Here is a 16,406-nt window from a genome sequence, read left to right as displayed (position 1 = left end):
TGCGCTGCTTTTTTATCTGCGGGTACCGGCAGCACTCAATGCGTGGCTGTCGGCACTACAGGAGCCGTCACGGGTATCGCGGGCTTCACCGCCGCCACGTCGGAGTACTTGCCGCCATACGGCAGCACCTGGACAGCAAGCCTCGGATCAGTCTTGATCAGGCCGAGCGCATCGAACAGGATGTGCGCGGTTTCGTTGAGCTCCACGTCCTTCGCCTTCTTGGCATCCTTTTCCTGCTTGAGCTCGCTCTTCAGGCTGCGCTCGTTCGCATCGAGACCATCGTCCAGCGCACTGTCGTCGTCGCTCAGCGCGGCGTCGGTGCCGTCGATGGCCTTGTGCCTGTCACGGAATTCGGTCTGCAGCGCATCCTGCTGCTTGCGCTCGGCCTCGCGCGTGGCGAGGTTCAGCGAAACCGAAGTCTTGTCGCGCATGATCTTGTACTGCGCCAGTTCGTCCAGCATCAGCTTCCATGCCGGCGACTTCGCCGCGCGCTGCTCATGCATGGTCTGCAGCTGCGGCAGATAGGCATTGAGATTGGCCACCGGCTGGTAGTCGGCCGGCGCGATCTGCGTCCACTTCAGCGCGTTATCATAGGTCGACTCGCCGAAGTCCTTGGCGTCACCGTTCTGCGGGAACTCGATATCCGGCGTCACGCCCTTCAGCTGGGTGGAGCCGCCATTGATGCGGAAGAATTCCTGGATGGTCATCTTCAGCTCGCCGAACTGCGGCTTCTCGCTGTCGCCGCTGGTGAAGCGGTCGAGATCGACCAGGTTCTGCACGGTGCCCTTGCCAAAGGTGGGCTCGCCGATGATCAGGCCGCGATGGTAATCCTGGATCGCCGCGGCGAAGATTTCCGAGGCCGAGGCCGAACCACGGTTGACCAGCACGGCCAGCGGGCCGCTCCACGCCATGCCCGGATCATCGTCGCCCTGCACTTCGACGTGCCCCTTGGAATCGCGTACCTGCACCACCGGCCCCTTGTCGATGAACAGTCCGGTCATGGAGATGGCCTCGGCCAGTGAGCCACCGCCGTTGTTGCGCAGGTCCACGATCACACCCTGCACGCCTTCAGCCTTCAGCTCGCCGAGCAGCTTGGCGACGTCTCGGGTGGCGCTCTTGAAGTCCTTGTCGCCCTCGCTGCGCGCACCGAAATCGGAATAGAACGTGGGCAGGTCGATCACGCCGATCTTGCGGCTGACATCGCCATCCTTGATGTCGATGATCTTCTTCTTCGCCGCCTGCTCCTCGATGCTGACCTTCTGGCGCACCAGGCTGACGATCTCGTGCTTGCCGTCCACGCCGGCATCGGCCGGAATGATTTCCAGCCGCACGGTGGTGTCCTTCTTGCCGCGGATGCGGTTGACCACGTCGTCCAGGCGCCAGCCGATCACGTCGGTGATCGGGCCGTTGTCACCCTGGCCGACGCCGACGACGAGATCGCCGACATGGATCTTGCCCGACTTGCCGGCCGGTCCGGCCGGCACCAGCTCACGGATCTGGGTGTAGTCGTCACGTGCCTGGAGCACCGCGCCGATGCCTTCCAGCGAGAGCTTCATCGCGATGTCGAAGTTCTCCGCCGCGCGTGGCCCGAGGTAATCGGTGTGCGGATCGGTGGTCTCGGCGTATGCGGTCATGAAGGTCTGGAACGCGTCCTCGCTGTCGAGCTGCTTCACCCGTTCGATGTAACCGGCGTAGCGCTTGTCCAGCGTCTTGCGGATCTCGGCGTCATCCTTGCCGGCGAGCTTCAGACGCAGCCAGTCGTTCATGGTCCGCTTGCGCCACAGGTCGTCCAGCGCCGCCTGGCCCTTCGGCCAGTCGGCATCCTTGCGATCGAACGTGTAGTTCTCATTGGCGGAAAAATCGAAGCCCTGCTTGAGCAGGCCGCGCGCGTAGTTCATGCGCTCGACGGCGCGCTGCACGTAGGCATTGAAGATCGTGAACGGCGCCGTCAGATCCTGGTTCCAGATGGCATCGTCGAGCTGGGTCTTCAGCGGCGCGAACCCGGCCATGTCGGCCTGGGTGAAGAACACCTTCTCGCCATCGAGCAGCTTGAAATAGGCCTTGTAGATCCGCGCCGACATCGCATCGTCGAGCGGCTGCGCGTCGTAGTGGAAGCGGGTCAGGAAGCGCGCCGACAGCTGTGCGGCCTGCGCTTCGGTAGTGGTGGGCTTGAGCGGCCAGCTGGCCGCCTTGCGGCCGCTGCCGGCACCGAGATCGGCGGCCGACTGTGCAAAGACACAGGTCGCAGTGAAGGCAAGCAGGAACACCAGCGCGGGGCGAAATTTCATGTAGGTTCTCAGGCTGACTCGGTGACACCGGCTGCATGGGCCTGCAGGTCGGCGTGATAGGACGAACGCACCAGCGGACCGGAGGCGACGTGATGGAAACCCATCGCCTCACCGGCTTCGCGCAGTGCATCGAATTCTTCGGGAGTCCAGTAGCGCACCACCGGATGATGGTGCGGCGTGGGCTGCAGATACTGGCCGATGGTGATCATCTCGACGTCATGGGCGCGTAAATCGCGCATCGTCTCGAGCACCTGCTCCAGGGTTTCACCCAGTCCCAGCATGATGCCGGACTTGGTCGGCACCTGCGGATGCTGCGCCTTGAAGCGCTTGAGCAGGTCCAGCGACCACTGGTAGTCCGCGCCCGGCCGCACTTCGCGATACAGGTGCGGCACGGTTTCCAGGTTGTGGTTGAACACGTCCGGCGGGAAATCCTTGAGCACTTCCAGCGCGCGCTCCATGCGACCCTTGCCGCGGAAATCAGGCGTGAGGATCTCGATTCTGATGTTCGGGCTGGCATGACGCGTCGCGCGAATGCACGCGGCGAAATGTTCCGCACCGCCATCGCGCAGGTCGTCGCGATCGACCGAAGTGATCACCACGTACTTCAGGCGCATGTCGCGGATCGTCTCGGCCAGGCGCGCCGGTTCCAGTGGATCGGGTGCGGCCGGGCGGCCATGCGCCACATCGCAGAACGAGCAGCGGCGAGTGCATACCTCACCGAGGATCATGAAGGTGGCGGTGCCCTTGCTGAAGCACTCGTGGATGTTCGGACACGAGGCCTCTTCGCACACCGTCACCAGCGCGTTCTCGCGCAGGCGCGCCTTCAGCTGCTGCACGGCGTTGCCCTGCGGCAGGCGCACGCGGATCCAGCTCGGCTTGCGCAGGGTCGGCACGGTCGTGTCGAAACCGGCGCGGTTCAGCGCGATCTTGTCGTTGCCCTGCAGTTTCTCGGGAACGTTGGCAACGACACTGATCGGGATGACCTTGGACGGAGATGCGGACGTTTCGCTCATGTAGACAGCTCAGACCGCTGCGCGAGCGGGGAGTTCGGGGATCAAGGGTGCAGCTGGCTCGGCAACGAAGTCGAACTGGCGGCAGAACTCCTCCACCAGCACGTCCTCGACCGTGGCCAACTGCGACGGGCCGCCCAAGTCTACCATTTGCGTGACCGCCAAACCCTTGTAACCGCAAGGGTTGATGCGATGAAACGGTTCCAGGTCCATGTTCACGTCGAGGGCCAGGCCGTGGAAACTGCAGCCGCGACGCACGCGCAACCCCAGCGCCGCCACCTTGGCGCCGCCGACGTAGACACCCGGGGCCCCTTCCAGCCGTTCCGCACCGATGCTCCAGTGCGCCAGCGTATCGATGATCGACTGCTCGATCCGGTTGACCAGCTCGCGCACGCCCACACCGGCACGACGCAGGTCGATCAACGGATAACCGACGATCTGGCCCGGCCCGTGATAGGTCACCTGACCGCCGCGATCGACCGGCACCACCGGGATATCGCCCGGCGCCAGCACATGCTCCAGCTTGCCGGCCTGGCCCAGGGTGAACACCGGATCGTGTTCCAGCAACCATAGCTCGTCGACCGTATCCGCCGTGCGGTTGTCGGTGAACGCGCTCATCGCCCGCCACACCGGCTCATAGGGCTGGCGGCCAAGGCGACGGATTTTCAACGGCAACGACATGGCGGAACCTTGAGACAGGGGATCGCAGGAGCGCGCCTGCGGAGGGGCTACATCGTGTAACGGATGTCCGGGCTGGCGCGCAACGCGACATGCGCCGCCTCGTACTGCTCGCGATTGTCGCAGTGGAAGCTCACCGTCACCGAAACGAAATTGCCGGCCCCGGAATGCCGGTGCCGCACGCTCTCGTGCAGCACACGCAGGCCGGCGCGCTCCAGCAGCTGCGGCACATGGGTCGGCAGGTTCGCGCTGGCGCTGCCGACCGCGGTGATCTCGAACTCACCGGGAAACTGGAAACCCTTGCCGTCCTGCGTGGCCTTGCTGAAGTCGATCGGTTGCATTACTTCGTACCCGGGGCACTCGGAGCCTGTGAGGGAGTCGGAGCCTGTTCGCTGCTGCCCTTGCTGCTGTGGAACCACAGCATGATGCTGTCCCACAGGCGCGAGAAGAAACCGCCCTGCGGTGCAGCGTCCAGCGCGATCAACGGCACCGTCTGCACCGGCTGGCCGGCCAGCGTGACGCGCAAGGTACCGACCTGCTGGCCCTTGGTGAACGGCGCGATCAGCGTGGCCGGAATATCCATGGTGGCCTTGAGCTGGTCGTACTCGCCGCGCTTGACGGTAACCAGCACGTCCTCGGCGACGCCGATCGGCAACTGGTTCGCTACGCCCTTCCACAGCCGCGGCGTGGCCTGCGGCTTGCCGGCGTCATACAGCTTGTGCGTCTCGTAGAAGCGGAAGCCGTAGTTGAGCAGGGCCATCGCCGAATCGGCACGCGCCTTCTCGCTGCTGGCACCCATCACGATCGCGATCATGCGCGACTGGCCCTGCTTGGCCGATGCCGCGAGACAGAAACCGGCGGCCGCGGTATGGCCGGTCTTGATGCCGTCCACGCTCGGGTCACGCCACAGCAGCGTGTTGCGGTTGCCCTGCTTGATGCCGTTCCATTCGAACTGCTTGATCGCGGAGATCGCGTAGTCCTCGGGGAAATCATGGATCAGCGCGCGCGACAGGATCGCGATGTCGTGCGCGGTGGTGTAGTGGTTCGCGATCGGGTAGCCGGAGGCATTCTCGAAGTTCGTGTTCACCATGCCGAGCTGCTTGGCATACGCGTTCATCAGTCCGGCAAAGGCCTGCTCCGAACCGGCGGCATGTTCAGCCAGCGCGATCGCGGCGTCATTGCCGGACTGGATGATCAGGCCGTACAGCAGATCCTTCAGTGGCACCTGGCTGTTGAGCTTGAGAAAGCTGGTGGAACCGTCGGTGCCGGCACCACCGCCGCGCCACGCGTTCTCGCTGATGGTGACCGGATCGGTCATGTGCAGCTTGCCGTTGGCGACCTCGGCCGAGATCACGTAATCGGTCATGATCTTGGTGATCGAAGCCGGCTCCACGCGCAGATCAGGCTCCTTGCTGGCCAGGATCTGGCCAGTGGCGTAATCCATCAACACCCAGGCCTTGCCGTCGACGTCCGGCGGCGGTGGCACCGGCGCGTCAGGAACGACCGGGCGGGGCACCGGCGACGGGTGCGGCGGTGCCGGCGTTGGTGTCTGGGCAACGGCAACACCGAACAGCAAGGCGGCAGCGGCAAACGGAATCAGGGTGCGGCGGAAAAAATTCATCGTGGTCTTCAATCCAGTCTTGGATGCGGGCGTGGCAGGCGCCAGCAAGGTGTATGTGTTCAAACAAACCCGTTCAGTCTACCGCGACCTGCGGTCGAGGCAGACCCATGTCCTCGATCCGGGCGCTCACCTGATCGGCACTGTTCACATCCGCCAGTGGTCCGACTCTGACCCGGCGCACATGCTGGCCGTTGATTTCGGCGTCGGTCACCTGCACCGTGCCCAGCCCGGCCTGGCGCAGACGCTGGGCCACGCGCTCGGCATTGTCCGCATCGGAAAACGCACCGACCTGCAGGTAGATGCCCGGGTGTGCGTCTGTGACCACGGCGGGCGGCGGCAGTTCCGACGCCGGTTCGCCCGGATCGATGCCGCGCACCTCGACCAGCCCGGTGCCCTTGGGCCAGATGCCGATCTTCACCGCCGCCGCATACGACAGGTCGATCACCCGGTCCTCGTGGAACGGGCCGCGATCGTTGACCCGCACGATCACGCTCTTGCCGTTCTGCAGGTTGGTGACCCGCGCATAGCTGGGCAACGGCAAGGTCTTGCTGGCCGCGGTGAACGCGTACATGTCGTAGGTTTCCAGGCTGGAGGTCTTGTAGCCATGGAACTTGTTGCCGTAGAACGAGGCAATGCCACGTTCGTCGTAACCACGCGCGCTGGGCAGCACGCGATAGGTCTGCCCGAGCACGCTGTAGGGTGACTTGTTGCCGTACAGTGCGCGCGGCTCGACCTTCGGTACCGGCTCGACCAGCTTGCTGATGTCCGGTGGTGGCCCGCCCGGCACGCTGTCGCTGCTGTCGCGATAACGACTGTCCTGGGATCGGCTGATGTCATCGTTGAATGGCGTGCTGCCGGCAGCGCTCGATCCCGACGATGCGTGACCATAACTGCGCAATGTGCCGGGTGCCGCAGGCCGCGTCTTCGTACCACTGCAACCGGCCAGCAGCACGACCAGCAGCATCGCCGCAGCACAGCCGCTTTTCTTCATCGGGCCTGATCCGCTTGGTGCACGCCGGAAATGATTTCCTGTGCCAGCTGGTTGACGGCCATCGCGTACAACGGACTGCGGTTGTAACGGGTGATCACGTAGAAATTCTGGAAGGTGAACCAGTATTCCGGCCCGTAGACGCCATCAAGCTTCTGCAGGCTGCTTGGCCGCCCCGGATTCATCGGCTGCAGCGGCGTGTATCCCCACGCCTCAAGCTGTTCCAGCGGCCATTGCGGCGTGGAGTCCTTCACCGTGATCGGCTTTGCGGCCGCATCCGGCTGCGCCCATGCCGCTACCGGGCCACCGTTGACCCAGCCGTGCTTCGCAAAGTAGTTGGCGACACTGGCCAGGATGTCCGGCAACGAGTTCTGCAGGTCGATATGGCCGTCGCCATCCGCATCCACGCCGTAATCGCGAATGCTCGACGGCATGAACTGGCCCCATCCCTGCGCGCCGGCGTACGAGCCGGTAAGCGTATCGAGCGGCCCGGCCAGATGGTTGTCGGGCAGCTCCAGCAGGGTTTTCAACTCGCTGCGGAAGAACGTGGCACGCGGCGGGTAGTACAGGCCCAGCGTGACCAGGGCATCGATCACCTTGTACTTGCCGGTGATCCTGCCGTAGCTGGTTTCCACACCGATGATGGCGACGATGTATTCCGGCGCCACGCCGTACTGGCGGCCGATGCGCTCGACCAGGTCACGATGCGCGAGATAGAACGCGATGCCGTCGTTGACCCGCTGGTCAGTGACGAAGATCGGCCGGTAGTCCTTCCACGGTTTGCCCTCGGCCGGGCGACTGATCGCATCGAGGATGCTCTGCTGTCTCTTCGCGCCATCGAGCAGTGCATTCAGCGCCTGCGGATCCTTGCCGGTATCGCGTGCCACCTCGCTCACCAGCTCGGCCTGGCCGGGATGGGTGTCGGCCATGGCCGGGGCCAGCAGGCCCAGCCAGCACAGGCCCAGGGTGGCAAGGAAACGGACCGGACATGGCACGGAAGGGACGGTCATGAAGAGGCTTCGCTGGCAGTGATGGCGGCTTCGTCGAAAGCCTAACACGCACGTCGCTGCGGACCTGTTCTGCAGCGGGTCATCCGCTGAACGACAGATGGCATCACGTTCATTCGTGCGTCTTGCGGTTGGCGTGGATCGACATCAGCACGCCGAAGCCCACCAGCAGCGACACCGCCGAGGTGCCGCCATAACTGATCATCGGCATCGGCACGCCGACCACCGGCAGCATGCCGGCGACCATGCCTCCGTTGACGAAGACATACACGAAGAAGCTCATGCCGATCGCACCGGCGAGCAGGCGCGAGTAGGTATCGCGCGCCTCCATCGCGATCCACAGGCAACGGCCGATGATGAAGGCGTACAGCAGCATGATGCCGATCACGCCGATCAGGCCGAACTCCTCGGAAAACACCGCGAAGATGAAGTCGGTGGTGTGCTCGGGCAGGAAGTCCAGCCGCGATTGCGTACTGTGCTGCCAGCCCTTGCCGAACACGCCGCCGGAGCCCACCGCGATCTGCGACTGGATGATGTGCCAGCCGTTGCCGAGCGGATCGGATTCCGGGTTGAGCAGGGTCAGCACGCGATCGCGCTGGTACTGATGCAGGAAATGCCAGCCGACCGGAATCATGCCGCCGACGGCGCCGACCAGCAGACCGATGCGCCACCACGCCATGCCGGACAGGAACAGCGCGAACGCGCCGGCCGCGGAGACCAGCAACGCCGTGCCCAGATCCGGTTGCTTGGCGATCAAGGCGGCAGGTATCGCAATCAGCACGCCGACCACGGCGATATCCTTCCACTTCGGTGGCAGCTGGCGCGGGTGTAGATACCAGGCCACCATCATCGGCATGGTCAGCTTGAGCAATTCGGACGGCTGGAATCGCATCACGCCCAGATTGAGCCAACGATCGGCACCGCGCCCCTCGCCCAATACCGCCACCACCACCAGCAAGGCCGTGCTGCCGGCGTACAGCCATGGCGTCCAGTTGCGCAATACCGATGGCGGGATGCGCGAGATCAGCAGCAGCAGCGCGGCACCCAGCACGAAGCGCCCGGCCTGGCCACCGACCAGCGCCATGTTTTCATCGCCGGCGCTATAGAGCGTGATCAGACCCACCGTCGCCAGTGCGAACAAGCCGAGGGCCAGCGGCAGATCGATCCGCGGCCGGGTAAGCGTGCGGCGCAGGAAACGACTCAAGCGGACGTGCATGGTTTCGATCATGGTGTCGCCCCGTCGCTGCTGGATGCGTCTGCCGGAACGTCTTCGGCAGGAACCGATTGAGCGGGAGCCGCCTGATCGGGCGCCGCATTGCCCGGCGGCGCCCCCGGTTTGGGCAACGGCACATCCACCGGCGGCGGACCACCCTTGGCATACACCACCCACGCATCGAAAATCTTGCGCACGATCGGCCCGGCATCCTGCGCGCCCCATGCTCCCGATTCAAGGACAACAGCAGCAGCGATTTGCGGATCATCCGTCGGCGTGTAGGCCTCGAACCATGCGCGATGGCGTGCCGCCAGGTAGGCGGAGTTCTTGTTGGTGTTGTATGCCTCCGTCGTGCGCGAAAAGCGCTCGGCGGTACCGCTCTTGCCGGCAATCAGATACGGAAAACCGTTGTTCAAGCCCTTGCCGGTGCCCCCGGTAATCACCGCGCGCATGCCTTCGTTGATCACGTCCCAGTTGGAGTCCTTGCTGATCAACGATGGGCCGGCGGCCGGATTGGCCAGCGGCTGTGGTTGTGCTTCGGTAACGGCCTTGGTGGCCATCACCAGCCGTGGCTGGTAGGGCACGCCATGCCCCGCCAGCGTGGCCACCGCATGCCCGAGCTGCAAGGGAGTCACCGCCCAGAAACCCTGACCGATGCCTGAAATCACCGTGTCACCAGGGAACCAGGGGACCTTGTAATGGGCGGCTTTCCATTCGCGCGAGGGCAGGATGCCTTCGGATTCACCGACCAGATCGATGCCGGTCTTGCCACCGAAACTGAAGCGGCTCATCCATTCACTCAATCGGTCGATGCCCAGATCCAGCGCCAGCTTGTAGAAATAGGTATTGGTCGACAATTCGATCGCCCGCACCATGTTCACCGTGCCATTGCCATAGCGCTCATCGTCGCGATAGCAACGCGCATGTCCTGGCAGACAGAACTGGCCCGTGGACAACACCGTGTCCCCAGGCTTGCGTACACCATCTTCGAGTCCGCCCAGCGCGAGCAGCGGCTTCACCGTCGAGCCGGGCGGATAGACACCTTTCAGCGCACGGTTGACCAGCGGCTTGGCCGGATCATTGGTCAACGCACTGTAATCGGCCTGGCTGATGCCATTGACGAACAGATTGGGATCGAATGCGGGGACACTGACCATTGCCAACACCTGGCCATTGCGCGGATCGATCGCCACGGCGGCACCAGGCCTGCCGTCGAAGGCCGCCTCGGCGGCCTTCTGGATGCGCGCATCGATGCTCAGGTACAGATTCCTGCCGGGTATGGGCGGATGCGTTTCCAGCACCTGCTGGATGCGCCCATCGGCATTCACCTCGTCCAGTTCGTAGCCCGGCGTACCGTGCAGCATATCCTCGTAGGATCGCTCGAGACCGGTGCGGCCGACATGGCTGGTGCCCTTGTAACGGATCGGGTCGAGCCGGTCGAGATCATCGGCATCGATGCGACTGACATAGCCCACCACATGCGCAAACAGCGCGCCCAGCGGATAGCGCCGGGTCAGGTAAGGCACCACATCCACGCCGGGGAAACGCCAGCGGTTCACTGCGAAGCGATCGATCTCGTCCTCGGTCAGGCGCATCTTCAACGGCACGCTGTCGAAGCGCCGGCTCTGCTTGAGCTGCTTCCGGAACGCGTCCAGGTCGTCCTGCCCCAGCGGCACCACCTTGCCAAGCTCGGCCAGCAGGGCCGGCATGTCGCTGATCTTGTCGGGTATCACCTCGAGACGGAACGCCGGCACATTGTCGGCCAGCAGCACGCCGTTGCGGTCGTAGATCAACCCGCGCGCCGGCGGGATCACTCGCGGCTTGACGCTGTTGTTGGTCGAGCGGATGGCGAACTCGTCATGGCGCGTCACCTGCAGGAAGTGGAAGCGACTGACCAGCACGCACAATCCCAGCAGGATCAGCACGAAACCCGCCAGCGCGCGGCGCCGGAACAAGGCTCCTTCGCCACGGGTGTCCTTGATCGAACGCCGTATCCTCATGTCACTGGTTCATGTCTCATTGAATCCGCAGACGCATGCGCAGGTCATCGAGCAGCAGGAACAGGAACGGCCACAGCGCCGCACCGACGAACGGCGAAATCCACCAGCTGGCAGGTGGCAGCATTCCACCTGCCAGCATGCGCACGATCAGCAGCAGGATGCGGTCGTTCAATAGCAGGGCCAGTACGGCGAGAGTCTGCTGCCACATCGGGAAGAAGCGCAGCCGCGAGCGAAAGCGCAACGCGATGAACACCAGTGCGCACAGACGCAACGCCTGCTCACCCAGCACCACGCCATTGAGCAGATCCGCACCCAATCCGATCACGAAGGCCAGTCCCAGCGTGACCCGATCCTCCGATTCAAGCGACCAGTACAGCAGGAACAGGGCCGGCCAGTACGGCTTGAACGGTTCCAGCACGTTGGGCAGCGGCACCAGCATCGACAGCAACGCAAACACCAGCGTGCCGACAAACCACCACAGGCTCAGGCGCTGCCGGTTCATCGCGGTACCCCGCCGCTCGTTGCCGGCGTCGGCAACTGGGTGGCTGCAGGAAGCGCACCGGCCTTGCTCGCTGGCGTGATCGGCGCCTCGGCTGCGGGTGGCGCCAGGTCGCGCGGCGGCCCCATCGGCTTCACCGGTGCCGGCGGACCATCCGGCTCGGCCTGATCATGCAGCAGCAGTACATCCTCGCTGCGATCGATATCTGCTGCCGGCCGCGCCTGCGCCATCAGGAACATGCCCGTGACCGCCGGTGCCACCGCCGTGATCTCGCCGACCGGAAAGCCGGACGGGAAGCGCCCGCCAAGCCCGGAGGTCAACAGACGGTCACCGACACGCACATCCGCGGCAAGCGGAATGTTCGGCAGCGTCAGCTGGCCGCCATCGCGCGAGCCGTAGGCCACCGTGCGCAGACCGGAGCGCTCGATCACCACCGGAACGGCATGGGCCGGATCGGTCACCAGCATCACCACCGACGTGGTCGGCAGGACCTCCTTGATCTGCCCCATCACGCCATGCGCGTCGATCACTGGCTGGCCCGGCTTCACGCCATCACGCGCACCCAGGTTCAAAGTCAGCCGGTAACGGTAGGCACCCAGGTCCACGTCGATCACGTGAGCCAGTTGCACGTTCAACTCGAGACTGTGCTGGGTATCGAGCAGTTCCTTCAGGTGCTGATTCTGTTCGGCCACTGCAGACATGCGGTTCAACTTGGCATTGGCCAGCAACAGATCCTCGCGCAGGCGCTGGTTCTGCTCGGTCAGACGCTGGCGATCGGCGAAGGCCACGCTCAGGGTGCGTACGCTAGCCGCCGGCAGACCGGCGAGTCGGTATACCGGCTCCACCACGGCCGCCGCGCCATAGCGCAGCCGCCACAGCCAGCCATTGCGCTGGTCGAGCACCATCAGCACCATGGCCAATGCAAGATAGAAAATCAGCCGTAACGTGCCAGCCGCATTGCCGGCAAACAGTGGCGAGGACTCATCGCGCGCGCGCGCCATGGTCCGGCCTTACTCTGGTGCGAAGAAATCGCTGCCGTGCTGATCGATCAGCTCCAGCGCCTTGCCGCCGCCACGTGCCACACAGGTGAGCGGGTCATCCGCCACCTGCACGTGCAGGCCGGTTTCCTCCGAGATCAGACGATCCAGATCACGCAGCAACGCGCCACCGCCGGTCAGCACGATGCCACGCTCGGCGACGTCGGAACACAGTTCCGGCGGGGTCTGCTCCAGTGCCGACTTGACCGCGGCCACGATGCCGGCGAGCGGCTCGTGCAGCGCCTCGAGGATTTCGTTGGAGTTGATCGTGAACATGCGCGGCACACCTTCGGCGAGGTTGCGGCCGGAGATCTCGATTTCCTTCACGTTCGTCTGCGGGAAGGCACAGCCGATCTCGAGCTTGATTCGCTCGGCGGTGGACTCGCCGATCAGGGTGCCGTGGTTGCGGCGCACATAGTTGATGATCGCCTCGTCGAAACGGTCGCCACCGACGCGCACCGACTGCGAGTAGACAATGCCGTTGAGCGAGATCACCGCCACTTCGGAGGTGCCGCCACCGATGTCCAGCACCATCGCGCCACGTGCCTCGTGCACCGGGATGCCGGCACCGATCGCCGCGGCCATCGGCTCCTCGATCAGGAACACGTCGCGCGCGCCGGCGCCCTCGGCCGATTCCTTGATCGCACGGCGCTCGACCTGCGTCGAACCGCACGGCACGCAAACCAGCACGCGCGGACTCGGCCGCAGGAAGCGCGACTTGTGCACCTGCTTTATGAAGTGCTGCAGCATCGCCTCGGTCATGGTGAAGTCGGCGATCACGCCGTCCTTCATCGGTCGTATCGTGATGATCGAGCCCGGTGTGCGGCCAAGCATGCGCTTGGCGTCGCCGCCGACGGCCTCGATCCTGCGCGGACCGGCGGGACCACGATCCTGACGAATCGCCACCACGGACGGTTCATTCAGCACGATGCCTTGGCCGCGTACATAGATCAGCGTGTTGGCCGTGCCGAGGTCGATGGAGATGTCGTTGGAAAAGATCCCGCGAAACTTCTTGAACATGGGTCCGCCGTGGGTCGGCTTGGCTAAAAAGTAAGCTCGCCAGTCTAGTCAGCGTGGCCCGCATGCGCAAGGACAAAAACGTTAAGAAACCCTTCTACAACACGACGATATGCGCATTTTCGACGTGTCCGGATGAACTGTGCGACGGCGCAAGAAGTCGCCAACGCAAGCAGATGACGGTACGATTCCACCCTTTGGCCGGAACTACCGGTTCGGCTTCGGGCCGAACGCGGCTGTCGCGACCTTTCACCTTGCCCGGGGCTCTCGCACATCATGCCTGCCGTCATCTGCGGATCGCTGGCCTACGACACCATCATGGTGTTCCAGGACCAGTTCAAGAACCACATCCTGCCTGATCAGATGCACATCCTGAATGTGTCGTTCCTGGTGCCACGGATGCGTCGCGAGTTCGGTGGTTGCGCGGGCAACATCGCCTACAACCTCAGACTGCTCGGTGGTGATCCGCTGCCGGTAGCGGCTGTGGGCCAGGACTTCGCGCCATATCGCAAGCACATGGAGCAATGCGGCATCCGGCTCGACTGCGTGCGCGAATTCGACGATCAGTTCACGCCGCAATGCTTCATCACCACCGATCTGGACAACAACCAGATCACCGCCTTCCATCCGGGCGCCATGTCCAGTGCACAGGAAAACCATGTGCGCGACATTCCGCAGATCGATTTTGCGATCGTCGCGCCCGATGGCCGCGAGGCGATGCTGCAGCATGTGGCCGAATTCGCCGAACGCGACGTACCGTTCATCTTCGATCCTGGCCAGGCGATGCCGTTGTTCAGCGGCGACGAATTCCGCGCGATGATCGACAAGTCGACTTATGTGATCGTCAACGACTACGAATCGCAGCTGCTTCAGGCGCGCACCGGCTGGAGCGCCGCCGAGATCTCGGAACGCGTGACGGCGTACATTGTGACCCAGGGACCGCGTGGATCGATCATCCACGTCGGCAACGAGATACACGAGATCCCGCCGGCACGCGAGCGTCAGGTCGTCGACCCGACCGGCTGCGGCGACGCTTATCGCGCAGGCATGATCTTCGGCATCATGCACGGCAAGGACTGGCCCACCGTGGGCCGCATGGCCTCGCTGATGGGTGCGTTGAAGGTCGAACATCCCGGCACCCAGAATCAGCGTTTCAGCTATGCCGAGTTCGCTGCGGAGTTCCTCGACCAGTTCGGCTACGCGCTGGATTGACCACCGCGCTACCGATTACCCACGGCGAGACCTCCTGCGAGGTCTCGCCGCATCATTCGATGCGAAAGCCCATCGTCGCGCTCACCGCGTCCTGCCAGCCCCGGTAAAGCCGCTCTCGGACCGATTCGTCCATCGCCGGGCGGAAACAGCGATCCATCTGCCAGAGTCCGGCGATCTGCGCCCGACTCTCCCAGAAGCCCACCGCCAGCCCCGCCAGATAGGCAGCGCCCAGCGCCGTGGTTTCCGCCACACGCGGACGCAGCACCGGCACACCGAGCATGTCGCTCTGGAATTGCGCCATGAAGTCGTTCGCAATGGCGCCGCCATCCGCACGCAGCTCCTTCAGCGGAATGCCGGCATCTGCTTCCATCGCGGCAAGCACGTCGCGCGACTGGTAGGCCATCGATTCGAGCGCGGCACGCACCACGTGCTCTTTCGTGGTACCCCGTGACAGACCGAACATCGCGCCACGCACGTCACTGCGCCAGTACGGCGCACCCAGTCCGACGAAAGCCGGCACCAGATAGACACCATCCGTGGACGACACACTGTGCGCCATGGCCTGTGAGTCGCAGGCCTGTTCCAGCATGCGCAGACCATCGCGCAGCCATTGCACCACCGAACCGGCAACGAAGATGCTGCCTTCCAGTGCGTACTCGAGTTTGCCGTCCAGTTCCCATGCGATCGTGGTGAGCAGGCCATGCCGCGAAAGCACCGCCTGCGTGCCGGTGTTCATCAGCATGAAACAGCCAGTGCCATAGGTATTCTTGGCCATGCCGGGTTCGAAGCAGGCTTGGCCGAACAACGCTGCCTGCTGGTCGCCGGCCACCCCACTGATCGGCACGCCGGCTGCAAGGCCCGGCAACGCTGACGTGTGCCCGTAGATCTCGCTGTTTGAATGCACCTGCGGCAGCATGCAACGCGGCACATCCAGCATGCGAAGCAATTCATCGTCCCAGCAACGTCGATGAATATCGAACAGCAGCGTACGTGCGGCATTGCTGACGTCGGTCACGTGCAGCCGGCCGCCACTGAGATTCCAGGTCAGCCAGGTGTCGATCGTACCGAACAGCAGATCCCCGCGCTCCGCTCTCGCCTGTGCGCCGTCAACACGATCGAGAATCCAGCGGATCTTGCTGCCGGAAAAGTAGGCATCGATCAGCAGTCCGGTCTTTTCACGCACCAGCTGGGCATAGCCCTCCGCCTCGAGTCGTTCGCAGACTGCCAGGCTCTGTCGCGATTGCCACACGATTGCGTTGTATATCGGCTGACCGGTATGGCGATCCCAGACCACGGTGGTCTCGCGCTGGTTGGTGATGCCGATGCCAGCCAACGTGCCGGCATCGATCCGTGCCGATGCCAGAACCTCGGCAACTGTCGTGAGTACGCTGACCAGGATTTCGTGCGGATCGTGCTCCACCCAGCCTGGCTGCGGGAAAATCTGCCGGAACTCGCGTTGTGCCGTTCCGGCCACTCCGCCGGCGCGGTCGAACAGCATCGCACGCGAACTGGTCGTGCCCTGATCTATCGCCAGGATGTACTGTTTTTCCAAGTGGTCACCACACGCTTCGAGTTGTATCTGAGTCGAAACCGAAGGTTACCAACAAGCCGCAGCAGCACCACCATGACAAATCGAGGAGCTTGATCTCAGCAACACCCAGCCAAGAAAAAACCCCACCGTTTCCGATGGACGTTTGAGGATAAAGCGTGAGACGGGCTCCGCTGTTGCAGGGTGCGATCCCGACAGCTATCGCTTTCCAGCGCCCCCAAAGACGAAGGCCTCCCCGGATGGGGAGGCCTTCTTGGATAAAGCCCCTGGCGGTGACCTACTCTTGC

General features: G+C 63.9%; 14 protein-coding genes. 1 reads left to right on the top strand and 13 read right to left on the bottom strand.

Annotated features, from left to right (window positions below; genetic code table 11):
* Positions 1-35: 35 nt before the first annotated feature.
* From B0E50_RS01455 to B0E50_RS01400, 12 genes are all read right to left on the bottom strand, one after another.
* The gene (locus tag B0E50_RS01455; protein WP_077439315.1) at positions 36-2,288 is read right to left on the bottom strand and encodes a carboxy terminal-processing peptidase; all 2,253 of its coding nucleotides are present in this window, start codon (positions 2,286-2,288) and stop codon (positions 36-38) included.
* An 8-nt stretch (positions 2,289-2,296) separates the two neighbouring features.
* The gene (gene lipA, locus B0E50_RS01450; protein WP_077439314.1) at positions 2,297-3,301 is read right to left on the bottom strand and encodes a lipoyl synthase; all 1,005 of its coding nucleotides are present in this window, start codon (positions 3,299-3,301) and stop codon (positions 2,297-2,299) included.
* A 9-nt stretch (positions 3,302-3,310) separates the two neighbouring features.
* Complete coding sequence (lipB, locus tag B0E50_RS01445) at positions 3,311-3,979, bottom strand: lipoyl(octanoyl) transferase LipB (RefSeq protein ID WP_077439313.1); 669 nt, start codon at positions 3,977-3,979, stop codon at positions 3,311-3,313.
* Between the two features lie 47 nt (positions 3,980-4,026).
* Positions 4,027-4,317: a DUF493 family protein gene (locus B0E50_RS01440; RefSeq protein WP_077439312.1), complete on the bottom strand. Its 291-nt coding sequence runs from the start codon at positions 4,315-4,317 to the stop codon at positions 4,027-4,029.
* The gene (locus tag B0E50_RS01435; RefSeq protein ID WP_077439311.1) at positions 4,317-5,597 is read right to left on the bottom strand and encodes a D-alanyl-D-alanine carboxypeptidase family protein; all 1,281 of its coding nucleotides are present in this window, start codon (positions 5,595-5,597) and stop codon (positions 4,317-4,319) included. The genes B0E50_RS01440 and B0E50_RS01435 overlap by 1 nt, the downstream gene beginning before the upstream one ends.
* Before the next feature lie 73 nt (positions 5,598-5,670).
* Positions 5,671-6,588, bottom strand: coding sequence for a septal ring lytic transglycosylase RlpA family protein (locus tag B0E50_RS01430; protein ID WP_077439310.1), 918 nt, complete (start codon positions 6,586-6,588; stop codon positions 5,671-5,673).
* The gene (mltB, locus tag B0E50_RS01425; protein WP_077439309.1) at positions 6,585-7,595 is read right to left on the bottom strand and encodes a lytic murein transglycosylase B; all 1,011 of its coding nucleotides are present in this window, start codon (positions 7,593-7,595) and stop codon (positions 6,585-6,587) included. The genes B0E50_RS01430 and mltB overlap by 4 nt, the downstream gene beginning before the upstream one ends.
* Before the next feature lie 109 nt (positions 7,596-7,704).
* Positions 7,705-8,820, bottom strand: coding sequence for a rod shape-determining protein RodA (gene rodA, locus B0E50_RS01420; RefSeq protein ID WP_077439308.1), 1,116 nt, complete (start codon positions 8,818-8,820; stop codon positions 7,705-7,707).
* A complete protein-coding gene (gene mrdA, locus B0E50_RS01415) occupies positions 8,817-10,805 on the bottom strand; it encodes a penicillin-binding protein 2 (protein WP_077439307.1) in 1,989 nt (662 codons plus the stop codon). Before mrdA ends, rodA begins: the two co-directional genes overlap by 4 nt.
* A 16-nt stretch (positions 10,806-10,821) precedes the next feature.
* A complete protein-coding gene (mreD, locus tag B0E50_RS01410) occupies positions 10,822-11,307 on the bottom strand; it encodes a rod shape-determining protein MreD (protein WP_077439306.1) in 486 nt (161 codons plus the stop codon).
* Complete coding sequence (gene mreC / locus B0E50_RS01405) at positions 11,304-12,305, bottom strand: rod shape-determining protein MreC (RefSeq protein ID WP_077439305.1); 1,002 nt, start codon at positions 12,303-12,305, stop codon at positions 11,304-11,306. The genes mreD and mreC overlap by 4 nt, the downstream gene beginning before the upstream one ends.
* A gap of 9 nt (positions 12,306-12,314) precedes the next feature.
* Positions 12,315-13,361, bottom strand: coding sequence for a rod shape-determining protein (locus tag B0E50_RS01400; protein WP_077439304.1), 1,047 nt, complete (start codon positions 13,359-13,361; stop codon positions 12,315-12,317).
* 273 nt (positions 13,362-13,634) lie between these two features.
* On the opposite strand from B0E50_RS01400, the gene B0E50_RS01395 reads away from it, so the two are divergent.
* The gene (locus B0E50_RS01395; protein WP_077439303.1) at positions 13,635-14,570 is read left to right on the top strand and encodes a carbohydrate kinase family protein; all 936 of its coding nucleotides are present in this window, start codon (positions 13,635-13,637) and stop codon (positions 14,568-14,570) included.
* Positions 14,571-14,622: 52 nt separating this feature from the next.
* On the opposite strand, the gene glpK is transcribed toward B0E50_RS01395, so the two are convergent.
* On the bottom strand, positions 14,623-16,122 hold the full coding sequence (gene glpK, locus B0E50_RS01390; RefSeq protein ID WP_077439302.1) for a glycerol kinase GlpK: 1,500 nt from the start codon (positions 16,120-16,122) through the stop codon (positions 14,623-14,625).
* Positions 16,123-16,406: the final 284 nt, after the last annotated feature.

Source organism: Rhodanobacter sp. C01 (assembly GCF_002001045.1).
Taxonomy (GTDB): domain Bacteria; phylum Pseudomonadota; class Gammaproteobacteria; order Xanthomonadales; family Rhodanobacteraceae; genus Rhodanobacter.
The sequence above is the reverse complement of the archived record's forward strand: the minus strand, read 5'-3'. Positions and strand labels throughout refer to the sequence as shown.